Source organism: Bradyrhizobium sp. dw_78 (genome assembly GCF_018449525.1).
Classification (GTDB): Bacteria; Pseudomonadota; Alphaproteobacteria; order Rhizobiales; family Xanthobacteraceae; genus Bradyrhizobium.
In genome coordinates, this window is the sequence record NZ_JAAVUS010000003.1 from 554,058 (window position 1) to 577,738 (window position 23,681).

The 23,681-nt window shown below is 62.7% G+C and carries 23 protein-coding genes and 1 pseudogene; 15 read left to right on the top strand and 9 right to left on the bottom strand.

Annotated features, from left to right (window positions below; genetic code table 11):
- The first annotated feature begins 13 nt into the window (after nucleotides 1-13).
- On the top strand, nucleotides 14-1,162 hold the full coding sequence (locus HB630_RS11635) for an efflux RND transporter periplasmic adaptor subunit (protein ID WP_213772360.1): 1,149 nt from the start codon (nucleotides 14-16) through the stop codon (nucleotides 1,160-1,162).
- Between the two features lie 164 nt (nucleotides 1,163-1,326).
- Here the strand turns inward: HB630_RS11635 and HB630_RS11640 are convergent, their stop codons facing one another.
- From HB630_RS11640 to HB630_RS11650, 3 genes are all read right to left on the bottom strand, one after another.
- Nucleotides 1,327-1,521 (bottom strand): hypothetical protein, encoded by a 195-nt coding sequence (locus HB630_RS11640; protein ID WP_213772361.1) that lies wholly within the window; start codon nucleotides 1,519-1,521, stop codon nucleotides 1,327-1,329.
- Between the two features lie 234 nt (nucleotides 1,522-1,755).
- Nucleotides 1,756-2,769: an aldo/keto reductase gene (locus HB630_RS11645; RefSeq protein WP_213772362.1), complete on the bottom strand. Its 1,014-nt coding sequence runs from the start codon at nucleotides 2,767-2,769 to the stop codon at nucleotides 1,756-1,758.
- Nucleotides 2,770-3,035: 266 nt separating this feature from the next.
- On the bottom strand, nucleotides 3,036-3,461 hold the full coding sequence (locus HB630_RS11650; RefSeq protein WP_213772363.1) for a PaaI family thioesterase: 426 nt from the start codon (nucleotides 3,459-3,461) through the stop codon (nucleotides 3,036-3,038).
- 79 nt (nucleotides 3,462-3,540) lie between these two features.
- Between HB630_RS11650 and HB630_RS11655 the strand changes: the two genes are divergently transcribed.
- Nucleotides 3,541-4,173, top strand: coding sequence for a CoA pyrophosphatase (locus HB630_RS11655; protein WP_213772364.1), 633 nt, complete (start codon nucleotides 3,541-3,543; stop codon nucleotides 4,171-4,173).
- Nucleotides 4,174-4,306: 133 nt separating this feature from the next.
- Complete coding sequence (locus tag HB630_RS11660) at nucleotides 4,307-5,503, top strand: hypothetical protein (protein ID WP_213772365.1); 1,197 nt, start codon at nucleotides 4,307-4,309, stop codon at nucleotides 5,501-5,503.
- Between the two features lie 50 nt (nucleotides 5,504-5,553).
- On the opposite strand, the gene HB630_RS11665 is transcribed toward HB630_RS11660, so the two are convergent.
- Complete coding sequence (locus tag HB630_RS11665; RefSeq protein ID WP_213772366.1) at nucleotides 5,554-5,859, bottom strand: hypothetical protein; 306 nt, start codon at nucleotides 5,857-5,859, stop codon at nucleotides 5,554-5,556.
- Between the two features lie 218 nt (nucleotides 5,860-6,077).
- Between HB630_RS11665 and HB630_RS11670 the strand changes: the two genes are divergently transcribed.
- Nucleotides 6,078-6,587 (top strand): hypothetical protein, encoded by a 510-nt coding sequence (locus tag HB630_RS11670; protein WP_213772367.1) that lies wholly within the window; start codon nucleotides 6,078-6,080, stop codon nucleotides 6,585-6,587.
- A gap of 185 nt (nucleotides 6,588-6,772) precedes the next feature.
- On the opposite strand, the gene HB630_RS11675 is transcribed toward HB630_RS11670, so the two are convergent.
- Nucleotides 6,773-7,945 (bottom strand): beta-propeller fold lactonase family protein, encoded by a 1,173-nt coding sequence (locus HB630_RS11675; RefSeq protein ID WP_213772368.1) that lies wholly within the window; start codon nucleotides 7,943-7,945, stop codon nucleotides 6,773-6,775.
- 381 nt (nucleotides 7,946-8,326) lie between these two features.
- Between HB630_RS11675 and HB630_RS11680 the strand changes: the two genes are divergently transcribed.
- From HB630_RS11680 to HB630_RS11695, 4 genes are all read left to right on the top strand, one after another.
- Nucleotides 8,327-9,274, top strand: coding sequence for a TAXI family TRAP transporter solute-binding subunit (locus HB630_RS11680; protein ID WP_213772369.1), 948 nt, complete (start codon nucleotides 8,327-8,329; stop codon nucleotides 9,272-9,274).
- Between the two features lie 125 nt (nucleotides 9,275-9,399).
- The gene (locus HB630_RS11685; protein ID WP_213772370.1) at nucleotides 9,400-11,508 is read left to right on the top strand and encodes a TRAP transporter permease; all 2,109 of its coding nucleotides are present in this window, start codon (nucleotides 9,400-9,402) and stop codon (nucleotides 11,506-11,508) included.
- Nucleotides 11,469-11,879: a DUF1850 domain-containing protein gene (locus HB630_RS11690; RefSeq protein WP_213772371.1), complete on the top strand. Its 411-nt coding sequence runs from the start codon at nucleotides 11,469-11,471 to the stop codon at nucleotides 11,877-11,879. The genes HB630_RS11685 and HB630_RS11690 overlap by 40 nt, the downstream gene beginning before the upstream one ends.
- Nucleotides 11,848-12,021, top strand: a complete 174-nt coding sequence (locus HB630_RS11695; protein WP_213772441.1) for a hypothetical protein — start codon at nucleotides 11,848-11,850, stop codon at nucleotides 12,019-12,021. Before HB630_RS11690 ends, HB630_RS11695 begins: the two co-directional genes overlap by 32 nt.
- A 104-nt stretch (nucleotides 12,022-12,125) precedes the next feature.
- On the opposite strand, the gene HB630_RS11700 is transcribed toward HB630_RS11695, so the two are convergent.
- Entirely contained in the window at nucleotides 12,126-13,670 is a 1,545-nt protein-coding gene (locus HB630_RS11700; protein WP_213772372.1) for a sodium:proton antiporter, read from the bottom strand.
- A gap of 234 nt (nucleotides 13,671-13,904) precedes the next feature.
- Here HB630_RS11700 and HB630_RS11705 point away from each other — a divergent pair, with 234 nt between their 5' ends.
- From HB630_RS11705 to HB630_RS11720, 4 genes and pseudogenes are all read left to right on the top strand, one after another.
- Nucleotides 13,905-14,681, top strand: a complete 777-nt coding sequence (locus HB630_RS11705) for a hypothetical protein (protein WP_213772373.1) — start codon at nucleotides 13,905-13,907, stop codon at nucleotides 14,679-14,681.
- 257 nt (nucleotides 14,682-14,938) lie between these two features.
- Complete coding sequence (locus tag HB630_RS11710; protein WP_213772374.1) at nucleotides 14,939-16,849, top strand: propionyl-CoA synthetase; 1,911 nt, start codon at nucleotides 14,939-14,941, stop codon at nucleotides 16,847-16,849.
- Nucleotides 16,850-17,030: 181 nt separating this feature from the next.
- On the top strand, nucleotides 17,031-17,306 hold the full coding sequence (locus HB630_RS11715) for a hypothetical protein (protein WP_213772375.1): 276 nt from the start codon (nucleotides 17,031-17,033) through the stop codon (nucleotides 17,304-17,306).
- 116 nt (nucleotides 17,307-17,422) lie between these two features.
- Nucleotides 17,423-17,536, top strand: a pseudogene (locus HB630_RS11720) (PhnA domain-containing protein); the annotation flags it as partial.
- Nucleotides 17,537-17,720: 184 nt separating this feature from the next.
- Here HB630_RS11720 and HB630_RS11725 read toward each other — a convergent pair.
- Entirely contained in the window at nucleotides 17,721-18,416 is a 696-nt protein-coding gene (locus HB630_RS11725) for a cell cycle transcriptional regulator TrcR (RefSeq protein ID WP_213772376.1), read from the bottom strand.
- Between the two features lie 215 nt (nucleotides 18,417-18,631).
- Between HB630_RS11725 and ispH the strand changes: the two genes are divergently transcribed.
- The 3 genes from ispH to rnhA are packed head-to-tail and all read left to right on the top strand — an operon-like array spanning nucleotide 18,632 to nucleotide 21,050.
- Nucleotides 18,632-19,600, top strand: a complete 969-nt coding sequence (ispH, locus tag HB630_RS11730; RefSeq protein ID WP_213772377.1) for a 4-hydroxy-3-methylbut-2-enyl diphosphate reductase — start codon at nucleotides 18,632-18,634, stop codon at nucleotides 19,598-19,600.
- Between the two features lie 5 nt (nucleotides 19,601-19,605).
- Nucleotides 19,606-20,589 (top strand): homoserine kinase, encoded by a 984-nt coding sequence (locus HB630_RS11735; protein WP_213772378.1) that lies wholly within the window; start codon nucleotides 19,606-19,608, stop codon nucleotides 20,587-20,589.
- Nucleotides 20,586-21,050 (top strand): ribonuclease HI, encoded by a 465-nt coding sequence (gene rnhA / locus HB630_RS11740; protein ID WP_213772379.1) that lies wholly within the window; start codon nucleotides 20,586-20,588, stop codon nucleotides 21,048-21,050. Before HB630_RS11735 ends, rnhA begins: the two co-directional genes overlap by 4 nt.
- A 144-nt stretch (nucleotides 21,051-21,194) precedes the next feature.
- Here the strand turns inward: rnhA and HB630_RS11745 are convergent, their stop codons facing one another.
- Together HB630_RS11745 and HB630_RS11750 are read right to left on the bottom strand one after the other, a co-directional pair.
- Nucleotides 21,195-21,680, bottom strand: coding sequence for a peroxiredoxin (locus tag HB630_RS11745; RefSeq protein WP_213772380.1), 486 nt, complete (start codon nucleotides 21,678-21,680; stop codon nucleotides 21,195-21,197).
- A 277-nt stretch (nucleotides 21,681-21,957) separates the two neighbouring features.
- A complete protein-coding gene (locus HB630_RS11750; protein WP_213772381.1) occupies nucleotides 21,958-23,637 on the bottom strand; it encodes a long-chain fatty acid--CoA ligase in 1,680 nt (559 codons plus the stop codon).
- Nucleotides 23,638-23,681: the final 44 nt, after the last annotated feature.

Here is a 23,681-nt window from a genome sequence, read left to right on the forward strand (position 1 = left end):
CAGGAAGACATCCATGCGAAACTGGAAAATCTGGCTTGGCGGCACAGCCCTCGTTGCCGTGGCTGCCATCGTCGTCATCACCTCGTACCAGAGCGGACCGGAGCTGGCGTCGGCGGCAGCCCCTTCGGGGCCGCCGGCCATGCCGGTCCCGGTGGCCGCGGTCGTGAAGCGGAACTTGCCGGTCTATCTTGAATATTCGGCGCGTACCGAATCCATTCGTGAAGTCTCGCTGCAGGCCAAGGTGGGTGGTTACATCCAGTCGCAGCCGACCGCCGACGGCGCGGACGTGAAGGAAGGCGATCTGCTTTATAAGATCGACGATCGCGACTATCTCGCCGCGCTCGATCAGGCCAGGGCGCAGGCCCAGCGCAACGTCGCGGCGCTTGAATATGCGCGGTCGAATTTCAGGCGCGGCGACGAGCTGGTCAAAACCGGCTTCCTCGCCAAGGACAATTACGATCAGCGCGCCAGCACGCTCGGGCAAAGCGAGGCTTCCGTGGCCCAGGACAACGCTGCGGTGCATACCGCGGAGATCAATCTGGCTTACACGGAAATCCGCGCGCCCTTTTCCGGCCGCCTCGGCCGCAACCGCGCGCCGGTCGGCACACTGGTCGGCGGATCGGGCCTGACGCTCAACACGCTGGTCCAGCTCGATCCGATCTACGTCACCTTCAATCCGAGTGAACGCGAGCTGGCCGACATTCAGGCCGCGCGCGAAGCCGGCACGGTCACCACGAAAATCTCGATGCCGGACGATCCAAAGGTCAGCTACGACGGCGAGCTGACGTTCATCGACAACACCGTCGATCGCTCGACGGGCACGATCACCGCGCGCGCCACGGTCGCGAATCCGAAATTCACGCTGCTGCCCGGACAATATGTCCGCATCCGCGTCCATGTACGGGACGAGCCCAACGCGATGCTGGTGCCGCAAACGGCATTGGGTTCGAGCCAGCTCGGCAAATACGTCTTTGTCGTCGGCGCCGGCAGCAAGGCCGAGCAGAAGCTGGTCACGCTCGGTCCGACCGATGGCGATTCCGTCAGCGTCACCGGCCTTGCCGAAAACGACAAGGTGATTATCGGCAATCTGCAGAAGATCGGCCCCGGTTCGCCGGTGCTGCCGCTGCCGCCGAAACAAGCCGCCAACGACGTGAAAGGCTGAGCGGCTGATCAGGAGCGGCCGCGGGCAGGCTCTCTGCCTCCTGCGGCGCTATAGCGTTTTCGAGCGAAGTGGCTTCCGGTTCGCGTGAACAAGACGCATCAAAACAAAAGAGGTGAGCCTCGATTTTTGATTCCATCAGAACCGAAAAGGTTCCTGGGAAATCGCTACCCGTTATATTCGGTGAATTTCTTGTAGATCCAGCGCCGTCCGTCGTGCCGGCGCCACACCTGGCCCATCAACAGCCGCCCTGTGATGGAGCGTCGGGGAATGATCGTGTTCCACAAATGCCAGACTTCGGCCCAGGCGGGTTTCGGGCTGAGGCCCAGCATTCGAAGCCCTTCGCGGCTTTCGGTTTGCATGACGTGTCCAATCCATGGCGTTTTCGCGTGAGGAAAACGCATCAAAATAAACGTGGTGAGCTTGGTATTGACGCCGCTAGAACCGAGAAGGTTCTGATGGGTTGTCGGACGGCATAGAAGCGTCCGGCGGCTTGGCTCATCGAAATTAGGATGGAAAATATCCCGCGCCTGCGGGGGCGCAATCGAAGCCTTGCCTTAACCTAACCGGTCAACCTTAACCGGGCGGCGCTTCATCTATTCCGCTGTCCGCGCCCTTCGTCCCTCGATCGGATAGGCCGGATCGTTAAAGCCTGGTGTCGAGGGATGACCGCTGACGACAAGGCGATCGATCAGCGCTTCGTCCTCGGCGGTGAAGCGATAGTCGAGCGCGCGCAGGTAGTCGTCCCATTGCTCCTCGGTGCGCGGGCCCGCGATCACGCCGCTGACGAAGGAAGAGTTCAGCACCCATGCCACCGCGAATTGACCGGCGGTGATACCCTTTGCCTCGGCGTGCCGCTTGATCTCCTGCGCGAGCTTGAGCGATTCCGGCCGCCACTCGGTCTGCATCATGCGGGTGTCGTGGCGGCCGGCGCGCGTCTCCTTGTCGGGCGCGGCATCGGGGGCATATTTGCCGGTGAGCACGCCACGCGCCAGCGGGCTATAGGGAACGATACCGAGGCCGTAATAGCCGCAGGCCGGAAAGTGCTCGACCTCCGGCATGCGGTTCATCGCGTTGTAATAGGGCTGGCTGACCACCGGACGGTCGATGCCGAGGTGATCGCAGATGTTGCAGATTTCGGCGACGCGCCAGGCCCGGTAGTTCGAGACGCCGAAATAGCGCACCTTGCCCTGGCGCAGCAGGTCTCCCATCGCGCGCACGGTCTCCTCGAGCGGCGTCGAATGGTCTTCCTTGTGCAGGTAATAGATGTCGATGTAGTCGGTGCCGAGCCGCTTCAGGCTTTCCTCGGCGGCTTGCAACACCCAGCGCCGCGACAGTCCCCCGCGATTGGGATCGTCGCCCATCTGGTTGGCGAGCTTCGTGGCCAGGATCCAGCCTTGCCGGCTGTTGGAGACGGCGCGGCCGACCACCTGCTCGGACTGGCCGCCATTATAGACATCCGCGGTATCGATGAAATTGATGCCGGCCTCGCGCGCTTTGGCCACGATCCGCGAGGAGGTGGCTTCGTCGGTCGGCCCGCCGAACATCATGGTGCCGAGGCAGATCGGCGATATCTTCAGGCCGCTGCGGCCGAGTGAGCGATAGTGCATCGGGTGGTCCTCCAAATATCGGTCGCCATTCCGGGATGGTGCGTCAGCACCAGACCTCAGATGCGCAATTGCGCACCGGGGAATCCCGAACTCAGCTTCTGGATTCCGGGTTCGCGCTGACGCGTGCCCCGGAATGACGGGGCTGGACAGGCAAGAAGAATAGCGGTCGTAAGCCGTTATTGCGAGCGCAAGCGAAGCAATCCAGCGTGAGCAGCAAAGATTCTGGATTGCTTCGTCGCTTATGCTCCTCGCCATGACGAAGACTGTCAGGAATCCTTCTTCAATATCTTGAACACGCCGTTGGCCGTGATGATGGTGCGGCCCTGCACGGTCACTTCCGCATTCATGAAAATGAGGCTGCGCGTGGTGCGGACCACGCGGGGCCGCGTCATCAGGATCTCGCCGATCTTGCCGCTGTCGATGAAATGCACGTCGAGCTGAACCGTCGCCAAGGTCGGATGGCCCGACACGTAGCGGGCGGTCATGCCGCAGGCGCGATCCGCGAATGTCATCAAGAGCCCGCCCTGGACCAGGCCTCGGCGGTTATGATGCTTGTCCTGCGCGACCAGCGCATATTCATGTACGCCGTCCACTGCCCGCTGCCAGAGCGGTCCGACCAGGTTGAGGAAGCCCGTGGTTTCGACCAGCGACCAGCCGTCGGATCTGAGCTTTTCCGCGGTCGCGTCCGTCATGTCAGGGCTTTCCGTCTCGATTGCCGATGCGAGGTTTCCGGTCATTTCATCAATCGCCGGCGTGGTGTAGTCAAGCTGGATGACCCGGCCATTCGATGATACCACCCGGCGGAATATTGCAGAGCTTTGCGCGGCGTTCACGCGCCTGCCTGTGGCCGAACCGGCGCCCACGCTGAAGCGGGCCGCGGTGGCGATCGTCCTTGTCGAAGCGGATGACGCGGCGGAAGGAACGGCCTTCATGCTGACAAGGCGTGCCGCCGGCCTGCGTACCCACCGGGCGCAATGGGCCTTGCCGGGCGGGCGCTGCGACGAGGGCGAGACACCGATCGCGGCGGCACTGCGCGAGCTGCATGAAGAGCTCGGCCTTGAACTGAAGCCCGCGCATGTGCTCGGCATGCTCGACGATTATCCGACCCGGTCGGGCTATCTGATCACGCCGGTCGTGCTGTGGGCGGGCAAAGGCGCGGTGATCTCGGCCAACCCCGAGGAGGTCGCCTCGGTGCATCGGATCGCGCTCGCCGATATCGAACGAAGCGATGCTTTCGATTTTACCGCGATTCCGGAAAGCACGGGGCGCGTGATCCGGTTTCACCACGCCGGCCGGCTCATCCACGCCCCGACCGCGGCGTTGATCTATCAGTTTCGCGAAGTGCTCGCCGGCCGCGAGACCCGGGTTGCCGAACTGGAGCAGCCGGTCTTCGCCTGGAAATAGCCATCGCGGTTTCGAGCGAAGGCGCTTCTGGTCTGCGTCGGCAAAACGCGTCGAACAGGAATGAGACAAAAAGACGTCGTGTTCCTTGCGGTTCCGGGGCTGACTTGCGCGCAGCCCTTGCTACAAGGGCCGCATGGCGTTCCCTGCGATTCGCTTCCACCAATATCTCGCGCTCGCGCTGCTGCTAACCGTGCCGAAGGCAAGCGCGATGGATACAGCCGCGCTGCGGCCGGCAACTGCGGACGCGATGGCGCAGGCGGTCTCCCCGCAGGCGATCTCGGACTATCGCCGCAAGCTGCAGGAATATCAGCAAGCGCGCGCCGCGTTCGATCAGGAGGCGTCCGATTATTGGAGCGCGATCGCCGACAAGCGGCGCGGGCGTAACGCCAAGCGGCGTGAGCATCTGCCGATCGATCCCGACGATTATGTGCTGACGCAGCCGCCGGTCTATAATGGGCCGAAACGGCCGATAAACCCGTTGCCTGAGCAAGAGCCGGAGCGGCCGCCGCGCGAACGCAAATATATTCCGGTCGTGGCCGATCTCCTGAAGGCCGCGGCGGAACAATTCCAGTTCAGGCCGCAACTTCCGGCGAGCGAAACCGAATTCAAGCGGGCCTATGCCCGCTACGCGGCGGCGGCGGGGCTGACGCGCGAGCAGGCGGTGCGGGTCTATTCGTTCGAGACAGGCGGCACCGGCAATTACGATGTGCAATCGGGAATCGAGCACGGCGGCTCGCGCGCGATCTCCACCGCGATCGGCTATAACCAGCTCCTCACCACCAACAGCGTCGAACTGATCGCCGAGCAGGGGCCTGAACTCATCCGGGCGCTCACGGCAAAGGCTGCGCCACTATCCGGCCCGGCGCGCCGGGCGATCGATTACAAGCTTGCGGTGTTGAAGCGGATGGTGGCGCTGGCGCGCTCGGTGCCCGACGATTGGTCGGCGCATGAGAAGCTGGCGGATACGCCGCAGGGCTGGGCGATGCATGCGATGGTGCTGGATATCGATGTCGGGCCGATGCTGCAAACCCACAAGCTCTTGACGTCGGTGATCTTCGCGCGCGCCAAGGGCTATGCTCGTCCGCTGACCGCCGCCGAACTGGAAATGATGAACCTGACCGGTGACGGCACCGGCCTTGACATGGTGACGATGCCGCAGGCCCTGCGCGAACGGGTGCCGACCTCGAATTTCTTCCAGCGCAGCGGCTACGAACGCAATCCGGTGGCGATCCGCCACAACACGGTGGCGAAACTGCTCGCAGTTACTGACAGCAGGATGGACAGCAACAGCAATCTGCCGGGCGCGCGTGAACTGGCGGCGTCGTTTTAATGATTTTGCCTTTTTACCCTCTCCCCCAAGGGGAGAAGGGAAACAGCGTTTTACTCCGAGCCGAACATGAACTTGCCGCTGCCTTCAAGGTACGGGCCGCTCCGCATGTAGAGTTGCCCGTTCTGGCCGATGAAGAACAGCGTGCCCTTCGGCACCTTCCTGGCCCCCTTCAACAGCGCGGCCGCGTTGTTGGTCCCCATCTTGTAGGCAAAGGTCTTGCCGTCCTTGCCGTAGCCGTAACCCATGTCCGGGCTGAGCTCCCAGGGAACAGGCGCCGCGGCTTGCGCGAAAGCCGTCGTTGTCAGCGCGGTCAATGCGCCCGCGAGCAAAAGGGTTCTGGTCGTCAGTCTCGTCATGCGTCCCTCCAAGCAGCCGGTTCGAAAATCTGAAATGGCGGCCCGCCTATTTCTGAACAAATCACGAACATCATTAGCCCGTCAATGTGACAATAGCGTTCGCGATATCACGATTTTTCCGGCGACTTGTGATTTCCCGGTTTCGACTTCGCGACTATCTTCCCGTTTCAGTCTAGAAACGTATTTTGCAAGGCAATGTCATTGGGGGAATGATTCGCATGAGCTTCGTCATGAAAATTTGTTCGGGTGTCGCGCTGTCATGTGTGACGATGGTCTCGCTTGCGCAGATCTCGTTTGCCCAAGTCTCCCCTGCCTATGCCGATGATTTCGAGCTCAGTCACAATCAGCGGATTTCCTGCAGCCGCGGCTTGATGGCCGGAAAGCTCAACACCGCGACGTGCAAATCCTACGCCTATATTTTCAACACCAAAACCTCGGAATATTTCCGTTGCCAGGTCAGCCTGGCGCTGACGCGGGACAACAAGGAAGTGATCAATGTGCAGGCCGACGGCGGCTGCACCAAGAAACCCCGTATCTTCGAGACCGACTCCCATTACTCATTTGACGCGACCGAAACCGAAGCGCCGAATACCAATTCTTTCTTCGGTCCCGGCGGCTACGCGATATGGGTGAGCGACACCACCGCGCAGAAGGCGCGAGGCTGCATCACCATCAGCTCCGGTCTGGGCTCCGACATTTCGAAATGCATCGACATGACCTTCCAGTGACCGGGGCGATCTCGGTCATCGCGCCGGTCTGAAATCCGCTAAAGCGTTTGCTGGCTCTGTGGCCTCATCCTTCGAGACGCGCGCAGAAGCGCGCTCCTCAGGATGAGGTCGTAACACGTGACGTGAAGCCAGACCCTCATGGTGAGGAGGCGCGTTAGCGCCGTCTCGAACCATGAGGCCCCGAATCATCTACTCATGCGTGCGGATGCCGGATGGCCCGGCACCTTAAAGCGCTTGCCGGTATCAGTGACCTTGGTGCCGTTGACTTTCAGGATCGAGAAATCCTGGTCCAGATAGTTTCCGACCATGATGTATTTGCCGTCGGGCGTGAACTGCGCGGCTTCGGGCAGGCCGCCGACCTCGATATCCTGGGTCATGGTCACCTTCTTGCCGTCGATCTTCAGCACCGAGATGCTGCCGTTCTTGTGGTAGAAATAGGTGTTCTTCATATTGGAGCCGCGCAGGATCACGGCGACCGCGAGATCGCCTTTCGGCGACATCGCAAGCCCCTCGGGTCCGTCGCCGACCACCACCCGGTCGATGATGCGCGGCGGCTTGGCCTCGAGATCGATCACGCTGGACGTGTCGACGCTGCCATCGGAGGAGCCGGCGCCGCCATTGTCGGAGGTGAGCGCGATCCTGCCGTTCGGCGTCACCACGACATTGTAGGGCCATTGGCCGGTCGGCAGGTCGATCTTGTTGTAGGTCACCTTGTCGCCGGCGATATCGAGCAGCGACACCTTGCTGGCAGGAAATCGCACGGCCAGCGCCCGCTTGCCGTCCGGCGTGAACATCACATGCGCGACGCTGTCCGGCATCGCGACGGTGTCGGTCAGTTTGACGTCGGTGCCGTTGATCGAGAGCACGCTGATCGAATTGTCGCCGCGGTTCGCCACCAGCGCCATCTTGCCGGATGGGCTGATGTTAAGCCCCGACGGTTGCTTGCCGCCGCTGACGGTCGCGGCGAGCCTGGGCGGATTGGCCTTGAGGTCGATGACGTAAATCTTGTTGTCCGGAACCTGTTTCAGCGCATCGCCGTCCCTGGTCACGTCGACGGAATCCGCCACCAGCGCGATCGAGCCGGTCGGGTCGATGTCGACATTGACCGGCGGTCCGACCACCGAATTCTTCAGCGGCAGCGAAGCTGCGATCTTCGGACTTTCGGGATTGGCGAGATCGACGATCAGGACCTGATCCTTGCCGTCAGGGGCAAGAATCACTTTGCCGTCCGCATCCCATGTCGTCTTCTCATCGAGACCGACGATCATGAACGGCTTGGCATGAACGAAATGAAGGCTGGAGCCGGCGAGCAGGATGGCCGCTCCGACAGATAACCCGAAGCTACGAGATGCAGGCATTAGGCGTTCTCCCAGATCAATAAGACCGGTCTCTGATGGACCGGTTTCACGGACGAAAGCCTACGCGTTCGGATGTGCGGGAGCCATAGCGTTTTAGCCCAAGCGGATTCCGGTTCGCGAGATGAAAGCGCGTCAAAACAAAATAGCATAGCGTTTTCGAGCGAAGTGGCTTCCGGTTCGCGTGAAGAAAACGCGTCAAAACAAAAGAGTAACGCCGGTTACGCCTCAGAGCCGATTAGGCCCCCGGTCGCGCAGTGCAAAGATGAATGCCGCCACGCGGAACGCTTAATTGTCGCGGTCGCGTTTTTCACCGGACGGATGGGTTGACCACCGGTCCCGGTCCGTCCAATTTCCCCATCAGCTACGGGGGAAATAATACAAATGAATTTAAGGTTGATGGCTGTCGTCGCTGCGGTCGGCGTGGTGTTGTCGGGGCCCGCCGCGAGGGCCGAGCAATTTGTCAACGTCCTGACCGGCGGCACATCGGGCGTGTATTATCCGCTCGGGGTCGCGATCGGAAAAATCTTCAGCGACAAGCTTCCGGACGTAAGGACTCAGGTGCAGGCCACCAAGGCGTCGGTGGAGAACCTGATCCTCTTGCAGCAGGGCCGCGGCGAAATCGCCTTCGTGCTGGGCGACTCGCTGAAGGCGGCGTGGGAAGGCGACGAGGAGGCCGGCTTCAAGAGCAAGCTGACCAAGCTTCGCACCATCGGTGCGATCTATCCGAACTACATCCAGATCGTGGCGACGGCCGACAGCGGCATCAAGACGCTGGCCGATCTGAAGGGCAAGAGCCTTTCGGTGGGCGCACCGAAGTCCGGCACCGAGCTCAACTCGCGCGCCATCCTTGCGGCTGCGGGCTTGAGCTACAAGGATATCGGCAAGGTCGAATATCTGCCCTTTGCCGAATCCGTCGATCTGATGAAGAACCGGCAACTGGACGCGACGCTGCAATCGGCCGGTCTCGGGGTCGCCTCGCTGAAGGATCTCAGCACCTCGACGGATATCACCGTCGTCTCCGTCCCCAAGGAGACCATCGACAAGATTGGTCCGCCCTTCGTGGCGGTGACGATCCCGGCCGGAACCTATACCGGCCAGGAAAAGGATGTCTCGACCGCGGCGGTGGTGAATTATCTGGTCACCAGTTCGGCGGTGTCCGACGATCTCGCCTATCAGATGACCAAGCTGATTTTTGAATCGCTGCCGGAATTGGCGAACGCGCATGTGGCCGGCAAGGAGATCAAGCTGGAGAATGCGGCGATCGGCAGCCCGGTACCGCTGCATCCGGGTGCGATCCGCTACTACAAAGAAAGGGGTTTAATTAAATAAGACGATTGCTTAGCGGAGCCTGCCATCGGGCCGCGCCGCGTACACCCGTTGGCGCTTTTGCCCGCGCATGGCGTATCTTTAGATGGCGCGGAGTGATATGGCGTCGCGCGCGGGGGACAACGAAGATGTTGCAGGTGAGGGGCGCCGAGCAGCCCGGCAAGGCCAAATTAGATAATTTCGAGCATGGATTCCCGGAAGGATTCGGGCCGGGCGGCTGGGGCCACTTGGCCTATGCCATAGGCATCGCGTTCGCGGCCTTTCAACTCGTCGTCGCGGCGTGGAGCGTTTTGCCGAGCCAGGTGGTGCGTGGCGTCCATGTCGGCTTTCTGATCCTGATGACCTTCGGGCTGGTCGGCAATTTCACCGCCAAGAGCAATATCGGCCGCAGCATCGGCTGGCTGGTCGGTAGCGCCGGATTCCTGTGCGGGCTCTATCAGTGGATTTTTTATGCCGACCTGATCGCGCGCGACGGTGATCCGACGCCGCTTGATCTGGCGGTCGGAACCCTGCTTGCGGTGCTGATCTTCGAGGGCACACGGCGGCTGATGGGTCTGGCGCTGCCGCTGATGTGCGGAGCCTGCATCCTCTACTGGTTCTTCGGCCAATATCTGCCCGCGCCGTTCAATCATCGCGGCTACGGGTTCGACCAGATCATCAGCCATCTGTCCTACGGCACCGAGGGATTTTACGGTGTGCCGATCTACGTTTCGGCGACCTACATCTTTCTGTTCATCCTGTTCGGCTCGTTCCTTGAACGCGCCGGCATGATTCAATTGTTCACCGATGTGTCGCTCGGCCTGTTCGGCACCACGCTGGGCGGTCCGGCGAAGGTCGCGGTATTCGCCTCGGGCATGATGGGAACGGTCTCCGGTTCGGGCGTCGCCAACGTCGTCACCGTCGGCCAGTTCACCATCCCGCTGATGATCAGGTTCGGCTATCGTCCCGCCTTCGCCGCCGGGGTGGAAGCGACCGCCTCGATGGGGGGACAGATCATGCCGCCGGTGATGGGCGCGGTCGCCTTCATCATGGCGGAGACGCTGGGCGTCGAATATTCCGTCATCGTCAAGGCGGCGGTGATCCCGGCGATCCTCTATTTCGCCTCCGCGTTCTGGATGGTGCATCTCGAGGCCGGCAAGCATGGCCTCGTCGGCATGAAGCGTTCGGAAATTCCAAGCGCCTGGAAGGCGCTGGTGGCGCGCTGGTATCTGGTGCTGCCGCTGGCGGCGCTGGTCTACATGCTGTTCCAGGGCTTCACGCCGCTTTATGCCGGCAGCATCGGACTCGCGCTGACGGTGGCGTTGATCCTCGGCGCCAGTATCTCGCTCGGCTTTTCGAACACGGCCTTGCGCTACGTGTTCTGGATCGGGCTGGCGCTGGTGATCGCGGCGCTATGGCGCGACGGGCTCGACATCATTTCCGCAGCGTGCGTCGTCGGCGTGCTGGTGCTGATCGCGGCGATCACGCGCGGCGGCCGGGCGACATTGGCCGCCTGCCGAGATTCGCTGGCCGACAGCGCCAAATCGGCGCTGACCGTCGGCATGGCCTGCGCCATTGTCGGCAGCATCATCGGCATGATGACGCAGACCGGCGTCGGCACCATCTTCGGCAGCTGGATCATCGGGCTCGGCGCAAAGAGCCTGTTCGTCGCGCTGATCATGACCATGCTGCTGTCGATCCTGCTCGGCACCGGCATTCCGACGATCCCGACCTATATCATCACCGCGGCTTTGGCGGCGCCGGCGCTCGCCAAGCTCGGGGTCGCCCTGATCGCCAGCCACATGTTTGCGTTCTATTACGGCATCATGGCCGATCTTTCCCCGCCGGTGGCGCTGGCGGCGCTGGCGGCGGCGCCGATCGCCAAGGAAAACCCCGACAAGATCGGCTGGGAAGCGATGCGCATCGCGCTCGCCGGCTATGTCATTCCCTTCATCTTCATCTATTCGCCGTCGCTGATGTTGCAGCCCGGCGACCCCCTGGCGGCTCAGCTCGGATTCTACGGCGCGGTGGCATTCGCGACGTTCAAGGCGCTGGTTGCCATCGCGCTGTTCGGCATGGTCGCGATCGGCTTTTTGTTCACGCCGTTGACCTGGCTCGAGCGGGGCGCGGCTTTCCTTGCGGCGCTGTGCCTGCTCGGCGATTTCCGCTTCAGCGACACGCTCGGTTTTACGCTGGCGGTGGCCTGCGTGCTCTGGCAATGGCAGCGGCGTCCGCGCAACGTGGTGGTCGCAGATTGAGCCTGTGCCTGGCCTCCGCGGGCGTCGTGAAGACGCTTTCGATCGCGGCCTTCACGCTGGTATGGACCCATTCGGTTGAAAAGATCGACTGGCAGGAAGATTGGCGCATCACGCAACAAGGCCTCGAACTGGTGCAGGCGCGGGTTAAGGGTTTTGGCGCGGGCATGGAACCCCCGCCTGAGGCGCGGCTCGTCGACGGCTGGTTTCAATGGCAGCCGAAGCGCCCGCCGATGCCGGAACTGGCGCTGGCCAATTCCGGCGCTGCCGGGGAATGGCGACTGTGCCATGATGGAAATTGCCGGACGCTGTCGGATATTTTAGGGCATCCGGTCGGCGTGCATGTCACGATCATGCGCGCCTGCGAACCATGACGACAACAATAATAACGCGGCGCTGTTTCTGGTCTCCGACGAATCGAAATACGTCACCAGGATCGAATTGGTGGTCGATGGCGGGATCACGCCTGAAGTGAGCTGGTCTCCCGCCGTCCCGGCCTTGAGCCGGGACCTGTAGCCAACAATCTTCGTGGCTACGGCAAGCTGGCGCCGCGTCGGGCACAACAATAAACATTCGTGGTTATGGATCCCTGCTTTCACAGAGACGACAGGGAAAGTTTTTCATCCCTGTGCGCTGAGTTCGGCGCGGTCGAACTCTTCCTCGAGCAGATGAAAGGCATCGTCGCCGATCGCCTCGGACCGGCGCAGCGTCAGCAGCGCGCCTCGCGCCGCGCCGATCGCGCGCCGGCGCAGCGGATCGGCCGGCAGTTCGCCGGAGACAACGCCGCCATCGGGATCGCCCTCGGCACGCATCAGCAGCGCGCGGTATTCCAGCCGGAGAATTTCCGCCTCCTCCGACGGATCGCCGTCGATCTCGTCGAGCGCGGCCCGGTAGGCGACGCCGCGGGCGTGGGCGGCCTCGGCCGCCACCGGGTCATCGTCCTTCAGCCGCAGCGCCATGATCAGCGGGCGCAAGGTCAGGCCCTGGATCGCCAGCGACCCCAGCACCACGGCAAAGGCGGTCAGCAGAATGAGATCGCGATAGGGGAAGCCTTCCGGCAGCGCGAACGCCGCCGCCAGCGTCACGATGCCGCGCATTCCGCACCAGGCGACCACGATGCCGCTTTTCACGGTCGGCACCGCCATTGACGTTCCGGGATGAAGCCAGCCGCGCGCGGCCAGCCACCGCAAGGCCGCGCCATAGCTCATCACCCAGGCGATGCGGGCGAAGATCACGGCGGCAAGGACGCAAGCCGCCACGGCGGAATATTCCATCTGCATCGCGCCGTCGAGGCGGGTCCAGATCGGGCGCAATTGCATGCCGATCAGCATGAAGGCCATCACATTCAGGATGAAGACCGCGGTGTCCCACACCGCATAGGCCGGCACGCGCAGCCGCGCCGGCGTTCGCGCCGGCGCGGTGCGGGCGATCGTGATCGCATAGGCGACGATGGTGAGAATACCGGAGAGGCCGAGATGTTCGGCGGCGATCCACACTGTAAAGGTGCCGGCGAATTGCAGGATGATCGCGCTCGGCGCGTCGCTCACGCGCTGCGTCAGCTGCGTCCAGATCCTGGCAAACAGATAGCCGGCCACTAGGCTGCCCGCCAATGCCAGCAGGATCGAGGGCACGAACTCGTTCCACTTGAAATGCGAAAGCGCGGCGGCGCCGACCGCGACCCGGAAGATCAACAGCGCGCTGGCGTCGTTGAGCAGGCTTTCGCCCTCGAGGATCTTGAGGATCCGGTACGGCAGCTTGATCTGGCGCAGGATGGCGGTGGCGGCGGCCGCGTCCGGCGGGGCCACGATGGCGCCGAGCGCGACCGCGGCAGCCCACGGCATGTCCGGCTTCAGCCAATGAACCAGGACTGCGACCACCGCCGTGGTGACGCCGACCGCGAAGAACACCAGCGCCGAGACCGGCAGCCAGTTCTTGCGCAGGTCGCGCAGCGAGGTGTCATAGGCGGCATCGAGCAGGACCGGCGCGACGAACAGCGCCAGCGCCAGGCCGGGCTCCAATGTCCAGGCCGGACTCCACGGCACAAACGCCAGCAATGCGCCGCCGATGGCGAGAAAGGTCGGGTAGGGCACCTTGATCCGCCGCGCCAGCGCCGACAGCACCACGGCGCTGAGCAGTAAACCAATGATCCATTCGAACGTGACCAAGCCGGAAATCCTCGCCGTTCAATTGCAATCGATCGCCGTAACTTAGGGCGTTTTCGAGCCGGGTGGATAGCGGTTCGGGTGTGGAAAACCTGTCGAAGCAAAAATCTGGCGCTTCTGTTCCGGTTCAATCAGAATCGGGTCTCCAGCAGCAAAAATCCGTCGTCATGATGGGGCGAATCCGCGCTAGCATGGCTGATGGCGCGTGCCAAAAAGCGATTTGCAACGGGATAGCCAATGCAGCGGCGTGGTGCGGGACCGGTCCGGAAAGCGGCTGTCGTTGCGGCGCTATGGGGTGCGCTGTCCTGCGCCGCGTTCGCGGCCGGCTCCGGGCCGGCCACGAATCCGCAAGCCGATCCCGCGCCTTGCGCCACCGCCGCGGTTTCCGGCGACGACGACAGGATCGTTGCCGTGTGCGGCGCCCTGATCGACAACGAAAAGACCTCGCAGGCCGACCGCATCAAGGCGCTGATCGCGCGGGCCGGCGTCTATGACCGCAAGGACATGATCGACCGGGCCATTGACGATGACAGCACGGTGCTGCGGCTCGATCCGTCGCTGGCCGATATCTATAACGCGCGCGGCGAACTCTGGCGCAGGAAGGGCGACCGTCCCAGCGCGCTGCGCGATTTCGGCGCTGCGCTGAAACTCGATCCGGATCACGCCGCCGCAAAGGCCAATTACAAGGCGCTGGCACAGGAACTCGAGCGGCTCGGCGCGCTGATGGCCGTCAACAACAAGCCGAGCTTCAATTGCGCCACCGCCAGGCGCGCGGTGGAGAAAGCGATCTGCGCCAATCCGGACCTCGCCAATCTCGACCGCGAGATCTACGCGGTGAATGTCAGGGTGGTCGGCGACGCCACCCGCGACGATCCGCGCGCCGGCCGCGCCTTGCAACGCGAGCAGGATGCGTTTCTGGCGCGCCGCAATGCCGGGTTCGGCCAGCCGGATTACGATCTTCAGAAGGAGATGCGCGCGCGGCTGGACCATCTGCGGGCGATCGGAAAGCATTAGTTGCGCGGCAATGGGACTCGTTCCCTCCCCCTTGTGGGGAGGGTTAGGGAGGAGGGTGAGCCGCAAACGCCGGAGCTCACGGTACCCTCCTCTCCACCTCTTCCCCACAAGGGGGAGAGAGCAGAGTACCGTTCGCGGGAATAATCCGCCTCCCACCGGCGAGTGCATTCTGCTTGACTGGGCCCCCGGTTTTTCCGGCTTGAATCGCCGCCGCTTCCCGTGACAATGGCATTAACGAGCGTGACGGGAGAGACGCCATGAACATCCACGAGAAGAGCCGCTATTGCGAGGTCCATGCCCGCTCGCTGGCCGATCCCGAGGGGTTTTGGGGCGAGGCGGCGCGCGAGATCGATTGGATCGAACCGGCGAAGAAGATATTCGATCCAAGCATGGGCGCTTACGGCCGCTGGTTCGCCGGTGCCGTGGTCAACACCTGCTACAACGCGCTCGATCGCCATGTCGCCGGCGGCCGCGCCGATCAGGTCGCGCTGATCCACGATTCGCCGCTCACCCGGACGGTCACGACATTCACCTATGTCGAACTGCTGAAGGAGGTGCAGGCGCTTGCCGCGATCATGCAGGATCTGGGCGTCGCCAAGGGCGATCGCGTCATCCTCTATATGCCGATGGTGCCGGAGGCCGTGGCCGCGATGCTGGCCTGTGCGCGGATCGGCGCGGTCCACAGCGTGGTGTTCGGCGGGTTCGCGGCGAAGGAGCTGGCGACGCGGATCGAGGACGCCAGGCCGAAATTGATCCTTTCGGCCAGCTGCGGCCTCGAGCCCGGCCGGATCGTGCAGTACAAGCCGCTGCTCGACGAGGCGATCAGGCTCTCCAGCGTCAAGCCCGATGCCTGCATCGTCCTGCAACGGCCGCAGCATCCATGCGAGCTGATCGCCGGCCGCGATCACGATTGGGCCGCGTTGCGCCAGGCGGCTTTCGACGCCGGCAAGGCCGCGCCCTGCGTGCCGGTGCTGGCGACCGATCCGCTCTATATCCTCTATACTTCGGGCACGACAGGAATCCCCAAGGGCGTGGTGCGTGACAATGGCGGGCATCTGGTCGCGCTGAAATGGTCGATGTTCAACCTCTACGGCGTCAGACCCGGCGAGGTCTGGTGGTGCGGCTCCGACATCGGCTGGGTGGTCGGCCACAGCTACATCGTCTACGCGCCGCTGTTTCATGGCGCGACCTCGATCCTGTATGAGGGCAAGCCGGTCGGCACGCCCGACGCCGGCGCGTTCTGGCGCGTCATTTCCGAGCACAAGGCGGCCGCCTTCTTCACCGCGCCGACCGCGTTCCGCGCCATCAGGAAGGAAGACCCGGACGGAAAATTGATCCGGCAATACGACCTTTCAAAATTCCGCACGCTGTTTCTGGCCGGCGAGCGCGCCGATCCGCCGACCGTGGAATGGGCGGAAGCGCAATTGAAGGTGCCGGTCATCGATCATTGGTGGCAGACCGAAACCGGCTGGTGCATCGCCGGCAATCCGGTGGGGTTAGGTCAGCTTCCGGTCAAACACGGCTCGCCGACGGTGCCGATGCCGGGTTATCAGGTCGACATCGTCGACGAAGCGGCGAAGCCGCTGCCGGCCGGCCACATGGGTTCGATCGTGATCAAGCTGCCGATGCCGCCGGCCTGCCTGCCGACCCTGTGGCAACAGGACGAGCGTTTCAGGGAGGCCTATCTCGCCGAATTTCCCGGCTATTACAAAACCTCCGACGCCGGCTACAAGGACGAGGACGGCTACGTCTATGTGATGGGCCGCACCGACGACATCATCAATGTCGCCGGCCACCGGTTGTCCACCGGCGGCATGGAAGAGATTCTCGCCTCCCATCCCGACGTCGCCGAATGCGCGGTGCTTGGCATCAAGGACGCGATCAAGGGCGAAGTGCCCTGCGGCTTCCTGGTGCTGAAGGCCGGTGTGACCCGCAGCAACGCTGATATCGAGAAGGAAGTGGTGGCGCTGGTGCGCGACAGGCTCGGGCCGGTGGCGGCGTTCAAGCTCGCGATCATTGTGGGCCGCCTGCCGAAGACCCGTTCGGGTAAGATCCTGCGCGGCACCATCAAGAAGATCGCCGACGGCGATCCGTGGACGGTGCCGGCCACCATCGAGGATCCGAAGGTGCTCGATGAAATCGGCGAGGCGCTGCAAGGCCGGGCGTGAGTTCTCGCCGTCATTCCGGGGGGCGCGAGCGCCGCGCGCGATCCCGGAATCCAGCGGACGGCAGAAACGGCGGATGAATGGATTCCGGGCCTGCGCCCGTCGGCGCATCCTGGAATGACGAAGAGACTTACAAATTCCTCAATCCACGCTACACATGCGCGCCTGCAAACAGGAATTTGGTATGCGACGATACGCTCCCGCCCATTTCGCCGTGGTGATACTGGCGGCACTCACGCTTGGCGCCTGTGCCTCGCGTAGCGATGCGCCGCCGCCAGTGGGACTGGCGCAGGACGACGACGCTTATTGCCAGTCGGGCGGCAAGGTAGCGGTCGGCTCACCTGACTATGTCTATTGCCGCAGGGACCGTGACGCGGCGCGCAATGCCGCCAACGCACGCTCCGATCAACGCCAGCGCGATCTCGGTCAATACATGATGGATCATCCGGATCATCCCTGACCGCTGAAGCTCACCACAATTTTCCAATTCCTCGTATCGTTTTTTTATTTTGACGCGTTTTCTTGACGCGAACCGGAAGCCACTCGCTCGAAAACACTATGAAAGGAACGCATCACATGGATATCAAGGTCAGGGATTCGAACGGCGCGCTGCTTGCCGAGGGTGACAGCGTCACGCTGATCAAGGATTTGAAGCTGAAGGGATCGTCGACGGTGCTCAAGCGCGGTTCGCGTCAAGAAAACGCGTCAAAATAAAATGTTAGAGCCCGGTTCTGATTCAATCAGAACCGACAAGGCGTTGGCGCCTGCCCATGCGGGGCATGCCGAAGGCGAAGCGGCAATGCGCCGGAAACAGCAACGCGGCGGGTTCGGCCGCCGCGCTGGAAATTTCCCGGGGCGCGAGACCTGAGCGGCCTTATTCTTCCTCGTCCGGCTTCTTGCCGCCGATGGTCTTCAGCTTGGCGAACACGGCGTCGACGTTGAGGTCGTCACGCTGCTTCTCGGTCGGCTCGAATTCGGGTTCCTTGCGGGTGGTCTCGGAGGCCGGCAGCAGGGTGGCGCCGCCATAGGTCGCGGCGACCGGCTTCTCCTTGGCCGCGCGCTGCACCTCGAAATCGAGATCGATCTGCGCGCACAGGCCGAGCGTCACCGGGTCCATCGGCGTCAGGGTCGAGGCGTTCCAATGGGTGCGGTCGCGGACGCTGGCGATGGTGGTCTTGGTGGTGCCGACCAGCCGCATGATCTGGGCGTCTTTCAACTCGGGGTGGTTGCGCACCAGCCACAGGATCGCGCTCGGCCGTTCATGGCGGCGCGACACCGGGGTATAGCGCGGGCCTTTTTTCTTGGCGGCCGGCGGCAGCGTGACCTTGCTCTCTTCGAGCCGGAGCCGGTAATTCGGGTCTCTTTCGCCCTTTTCGATCTCCTCGCGGGTGAGCTGGCCGTTGGAAATCGGGTCCATGCCCTTGATGCCCTGGGCGGCGTCGCCATCGGCGATGGCCCGGACCTCGAGCGGGTGCATTTTGGTGAAATCGGCCACCTGATCGAAGGTCAGCGCGGTATTATCGACCAGCCACACGGCCGTCGCTTTTGGCATCAGCGGTGCATTGCTCATGGCAAATCTCCTTTGTGCTTCGCCCACCTCTTTTGGAGGCGAAGCCGTGATCGTCAGCGATGACGGGAATTGGGTGCTATATAGACCCTTGGGGGCGGCCCGCGCAATGGCCTACGAAAGTGCCTTGACAGCGCCCAAAAGCAGTCCCAAGTCCTAGCTCTAACTGGCCGTTCCCTGCCCGTCGGCGAGGGGTGATTCGGTTCGAGATTTCTCCTATGGCAGCCAAACCAGACCTGAAACTCGTGCTTTGTTCTCCGCGGGGCTTCTGCGCCGGCGTGGTGCGGGCGATCGACACCGTGGAACGCGCGCTCGCGATCTATGGTGCCCCGGTCTATGTCCGGCATGAAATCGTCCACAACCGCTATGTCGTCGACAGCCTCAAGACCAAGGGTGCGATTTTCGTCGAGGAACTGGCTGAAATCCCCGACAATACCAATGCCCCGGTGGTGTTTTCGGCCCACGGGGTTCCCAAATCGGTGCCGGCGGACGCCAAGTCGCGCAATTTCTTTTCGCTGGACGCCACCTGTCCGCTGGTCACCAAGGTACACCGGGAGGCCGCGATCCATTTCAAGCGCGGCCGCGAAATCCTGCTGATCGGGCATTCCCATCATCCAGAGGTTGTGGGCACGCTCGGCCAGTTGCCGCCCGGCGCCGTGACCCTGATCGAGACCGCCGAAGACGCCGCGACCTTCACGCCGAAGGATCCCGACAATCTTGCTTTCGTGACCCAGACCACATTGTCGATCGACGATACCGCCGGGATCGTGGCGATGCTGAAAGGCCGCTTCCCGAACATCTCGGGGCCGCACAAGGAAGACATCTGCTACGCCACCACCAACCGCCAGTTGGCGGTAAAGAAGGTGGCGCCGGTGGTCGACGCCCTGATCGTGGTCGGCGCACCGAATTCGTCGAATTCGCAGCGGCTGCGTGAGGTCGCCGAGCGTGAAGGTTGCCCCATTGCGGTGCTGGCCCAGCGCGCCAGCGATCTAGATTGGTCGCGCTTCGAGGGCATCAAGAGCCTCGGCATCACCGCCGGCGCCTCGGCGCCGGAAGTGATCGTCGAAGAGATCATGGGCGCGTTCGCCGAACGCTACGAATTGCATGTGGAGACGGTCTCGGCCGCGGAAGAGAATGAATTCTTCCCGTTGCCGCGTTCGCTGCGGCCTGAAGCCGCCGCGGAATAGCAAAGATGGCGGTTTACACCGACGTCGCCGCCGACGAGCTTGCGGAATTCCTTCAGCATTACGACATTGGCGAACTGCTGTCCTACAAGGGCATCGCCGAGGGCGTCGAGAATTCCAATTTCCTGCTGCATACGACATCGGGGCATTTCATCCTGACGCTGTATGAGAAGCGCGTCGCGAGGAACGACCTGCCGTTCTTCCTCGGGCTGATGACGCACCTTGCCTCGCACGGGATCAATTGTCCGCTTCCCCTGAAGGACAAGAGCGGCGAAACGCTCAGCACGCTGGCGGGACGGCCGGCCGCGATCATCAATTTTCTCGACGGCGTCTGGCCGCGCAAGCCCAGCGCCGTGCATTGCGCCGGCGTCGGCCAGGCGCTGGCGAAGATGCATCTGGCCGGGCGCGGTTTTGCCCTGTCGCGCGCCAACGCATTATCGGTATCGGGCTGGCGGCCGCTGTTCGAGCAGGCCGCGGCGCGCGCCGATGACGTACAGCATGGATTGCGCGGCTTTATCGAAGCCGAACTTGATTATCTCGAAAGTGGCGTCTGGCCGGATAATCTGCCGCAAGGCCTGATTCATGCCGATCTGTTTCCGGACAATGTGTTCTTCATCGGCGAAGAACTGTCCGGCATCATCGATTTCACCTTCGCCTGCAACGACACACTCGCCTATGACGTCGCGATCTGCCTCAACGCCTGGTGCTTCGAGAGCGATTGCTCGTTCAACGTCACCAAGGCGCGGGCTTTTCTCGGAGCCTATGGCCGCGAACGTGAATTGTCCGACGCCGAGCAGCAGGCGCTGCCGCTATTGGCCCGGGGCGCAGCGTTGCGCTTCCTGCTGACACGGCTGGTCGATTTCCTCAACGTTCCGCCGGGCGCGCTGGTGCAGCCGAAGGACCCGCTCGAATACGTGCGCAAGCTGCGCTTTCAGCAGAGCGTGGCCGGCATCCGCGATTACGGCGTCGCGGCCTCGGGGCTGGTCGCGTGAGTTCGCTTCCCTCGGTCGTCGTTCATACCGATGGCGCCTGTTCCGGCAATCCCGGGCCGGGCGGCTGGGGTGCGATCCTCAAATTCGGCGATGTCGAGAAGGAATTGAAGGGTGGCGAGGCGCATACCACCAACAACCGCATGGAGCTGATGGCGGCGATTTCGGCGCTGGAAGCGCTCAAAAAGCCCTGCGTGGTCGATATCACCACCGACAGCCAGTATGTGCGCCAGGGCATCACCGGCTGGATTCACGGCTGGAAGAAGAACGGCTGGCGCACCGCCGACAAGAAGCCGGTCAAGAATGTCGATCTCTGGCAACGGCTGGACGCGGCGCTGAAGCCGCACGAGGTGCGCTGGCACTGGATCAAGGGCCATGCCGGCCATGACGAAAACGAGCGCGCCGACCAGCTGGCGCGCGAGGGCGTCGCGATGGCGCGGTTGCAGCAAGTGGTCAGGAAGTAGGCGGGTACTCAAAATCCGTCACGGCCGGGCCCGTCCCGGCCATGACGGATTTCTTTTGAACCGCGCTCAAGAACGTGGATGCCCGGGACAAGCCCGGGCATCACGTCATTCCTAGGGCCAGAGCTGTTTAGTAACGACGGAAACTCAGAGCTGCCCGAGCAGGGTGTCGCCGCCGGAGACCTCGACCTTGCCCGGCGCCGCCTCGAGGTTCAGCTTCTTAACCACGCCGTCCTCGACCAGCATCGAATAGCGCTTGGAGCGGATGCCCAGCCCGTTGCCGGAGGCGTCGAGCTCCATGCCGATCGACTTGGTGAAGTCGGCATTGCCGTCGGCGAGGAAGGTGGCCTCATCGCGCTGGTCGGTGTCGCGCTTCCAGGCGCTCATGACGAAGGCGTCGTTGACCGAGACGATCGCGATGGTGTCCACGCCCTTGCCCTTGATGGCGTAGGCGTTGAGGAAAATGCTCGGCAGATGCAACTTGTGGCAGGTGCCAGTATAGGCGCCGGGCACCGCGAACAGCGCGACCTTCTTGCCCTTGAAGATGTCGTCGGTGGTCTTGACCTGGGGACCGTCCGCCGTCATCACGCGAAACTTGGCCTCGGGCAGCTTGTCGCCAACTTGGATGGTCATCGTCAATTCTCCCTGGATGTGCGGAACGTGTCTTAGAGCATTTTTGTAGCCGGGGGAAACCCTTCACCATGGTTTGATAGGAGCCGTCATTCCGGGGCGATGCCAACGGGTCCGCGCGAATGCGCGGCCCGATGACAGGCTCCGCATCGAACCCCGAATCTCGAGATTCCCCGATGCGCAATTGCGCATCTCAGGTCTGGTGCTGGCGCACCATCCCGGAATGACCGAGGTCGGGTTGCCTCGCTTGGTTCGCAAATGGCGGCGGAAAGCCGTCTCCTTAAGCAGCAGCCTTCTCGTCGCGCAACGCGCGGCGCAGGATCTTTCCGACATTGGTTTTCGGCAGGCTGGTCCGAAACTCGATCTGCCTCGGCACCTTGTAGGCGGTCAATTGCGTGCCGCAGAACTTGACGATGTCCTCGGCGGTGACGCTGGGGTCCTTCTTGACGACAAACGCCTTGACGGATTCGCCGGATCGCGAATCCGGCAAGCCGACCACCGCGCATTCCAGCACGCCGGGATGGCTGGCGATCACTTCCTCGACCTCGTTCGGATAGACGTTGAAGCCGGACACCAGGATCATATCCTTCTTGCGATCGACGATCCGGGTATAGCCATCCGGCGTCATCACGCCGATGTCGCCGGTGCGGAAATAGCCGTCGGCGGTCATTACGTTGGCGGTTTCATCCGGCCTGTTCCAGTAACCGGCCATGACCTGGGGGCCCTTGGCGCAGATCTCTCCGGGCTGTCCGAACGGCACTTCGTTGCCGTCATCGTCGCGGATCGAGATATAGGTCGAGGGCACGGGAATGCCGATCGAGCCGTTGAAGTCGGTGGTGGTGGCCGGATTGCAGGTCAGCGTCGGTGAGGTTTCCGACAGGCCATAGCCTTCCGCGATGCTGCAACCCGTCACTTTCTTCCACTGCTCGGCGACCGGGCGCTGAACCGCCATGCCGCCGCCGTTGGAAATTTTCAGCTTGGAGAAATCGACCTTCTTGAAGTCGGGATGGTGCAGCAGCCCGTTGTAAAGCGTGTTGACCGCCGGGAAGTCGTTGATCTGGTATTTCATCAATTCCTTGATGAAGCCCGCGATGTCGCGCGGATTGGGAATCAGCAGATTGACGCCGCCGGCGCGTAGTCCCAGCAGGAAACACGCCGTCAGCGCGAAGATGTGATAGAGCGGCAACGCGCAGACGATGAACAATTGATCGACATGCGGCGGCTGTTGCATTGCCGGTTGCAGCCAGGCGTCGTTCTGCAGCACGTTGGCGACGATGTTGCGGTGAAGCAGCGTCGCGCCCTTGGAGATGCCGGTGGTGCCGCCGGTATATTGCAGGAAGGCGACGTCGTCGGGCGTGATCTGCGGCTTGTTGAATTTCAGGCCGCGGCCGGCTGTGAGCGCGTCGTTGAACAGGACGGCGCCGGGAAGCGAAAACGGCGGCACCATTTTCTTGACGCGGCGCACCACGAAATTGACGATCATGCCTTTCAGGCCCAGTAGGTCGCCCATGCTGCCGACGATGACGTGCTTCACCGCGGTATTGGCGATCACCTTCTGCACCGTGGCGGCAAAATTCTCGAGGACGATGATCGCCTCGGCGCCGGAATCCGTCAGCTGGTGTTCGAGTTCGCGCGGGGTGTAGAGCGGATTGACGTTCACCACGGCATAGCCGGCGCGCAGCACGGCGGTTGCGGCGACCGGATATTGCAATACGTTCGGCATCATCAGCGCGACACGGGCGCCCTTTTGCAGGCCCTTGCCCTGCAGATAGGCGGCGAGCCATCGCGACATCTCGTCGAGGTCGCGATAGCTGATTGATTTGTCCATGCAGATGAAGGCCTTGCGGTCGTGAAACTTCGCAAAGCTTTCTTCGAATAGCTCGACCAGCGAGGCGTATTGCGCCGGATCGATATCGGCGGGCACGCCGGCCGGATATTGCTTGAGCCAGATTCGCTCCATGGTCGTAACCCTCCCGTCCGATTCCCCGCAGACGGCGGGGATGG

Bases quoted from the DNA above. Each gene is read 5' to 3' on its own strand.
- HB630_RS11715 (WP_213772375.1), top strand. From the start codon at position 17,031: ATGCGACGATACGCTCCCGCCCATTTCGCCGTGGTGATACTGGCGGCA.
- HB630_RS11690 (WP_213772371.1), top strand. From the start codon at position 11,469: ATGGCAGCGGCGTCCGCGCAACGTGGTGGTCGCAGATTGAGCCTGTGC.
- HB630_RS11660 (WP_213772365.1), top strand. From the start codon at position 4,307: ATGGCGTTCCCTGCGATTCGCTTCCACCAATATCTCGCGCTCGCGCTG.
- HB630_RS11655 (WP_213772364.1), top strand. From the start codon at position 3,541: ATGACCCGGCCATTCGATGATACCACCCGGCGGAATATTGCAGAGCTT.
- HB630_RS11635 (WP_213772360.1), top strand. From the start codon at position 14: ATGCGAAACTGGAAAATCTGGCTTGGCGGCACAGCCCTCGTTGCCGTG.
- HB630_RS11710 (WP_213772374.1), top strand. From the start codon at position 14,939: ATGAACATCCACGAGAAGAGCCGCTATTGCGAGGTCCATGCCCGCTCG.
- HB630_RS11645 (WP_213772362.1), bottom strand. From the start codon at position 2,769: ATGCACTATCGCTCACTCGGCCGCAGCGGCCTGAAGATATCGCCGATC.
- HB630_RS11750 (WP_213772381.1), bottom strand. From the start codon at position 23,637: ATGGAGCGAATCTGGCTCAAGCAATATCCGGCCGGCGTGCCCGCCGAT.
- HB630_RS11670 (WP_213772367.1), top strand. From the start codon at position 6,078: ATGAGCTTCGTCATGAAAATTTGTTCGGGTGTCGCGCTGTCATGTGTG.
- HB630_RS11680 (WP_213772369.1), top strand. From the start codon at position 8,327: ATGAATTTAAGGTTGATGGCTGTCGTCGCTGCGGTCGGCGTGGTGTTG.
- HB630_RS11650 (WP_213772363.1), bottom strand. From the start codon at position 3,461: ATGACGGACGCGACCGCGGAAAAGCTCAGATCCGACGGCTGGTCGCTG.
- HB630_RS11725 (WP_213772376.1), bottom strand. From the start codon at position 18,416: ATGAGCAATGCACCGCTGATGCCAAAAGCGACGGCCGTGTGGCTGGTC.
- HB630_RS11735 (WP_213772378.1), top strand. From the start codon at position 19,606: ATGGCGGTTTACACCGACGTCGCCGCCGACGAGCTTGCGGAATTCCTT.
- HB630_RS11695 (WP_213772441.1), top strand. From the start codon at position 11,848: ATGTCACGATCATGCGCGCCTGCGAACCATGACGACAACAATAATAAC.
- HB630_RS11675 (WP_213772368.1), bottom strand. From the start codon at position 7,945: ATGCCTGCATCTCGTAGCTTCGGGTTATCTGTCGGAGCGGCCATCCTG.
- HB630_RS11745 (WP_213772380.1), bottom strand. From the start codon at position 21,680: ATGACCATCCAAGTTGGCGACAAGCTGCCCGAGGCCAAGTTTCGCGTG.
- HB630_RS11640 (WP_213772361.1), bottom strand. From the start codon at position 1,521: ATGCAAACCGAAAGCCGCGAAGGGCTTCGAATGCTGGGCCTCAGCCCG.
- HB630_RS11685 (WP_213772370.1), top strand. From the start codon at position 9,400: ATGTTGCAGGTGAGGGGCGCCGAGCAGCCCGGCAAGGCCAAATTAGAT.
- ispH (WP_213772377.1), top strand. From the start codon at position 18,632: ATGGCAGCCAAACCAGACCTGAAACTCGTGCTTTGTTCTCCGCGGGGC.
- HB630_RS11665 (WP_213772366.1), bottom strand. From the start codon at position 5,859: ATGACGAGACTGACGACCAGAACCCTTTTGCTCGCGGGCGCATTGACC.
- HB630_RS11705 (WP_213772373.1), top strand. From the start codon at position 13,905: ATGCAGCGGCGTGGTGCGGGACCGGTCCGGAAAGCGGCTGTCGTTGCG.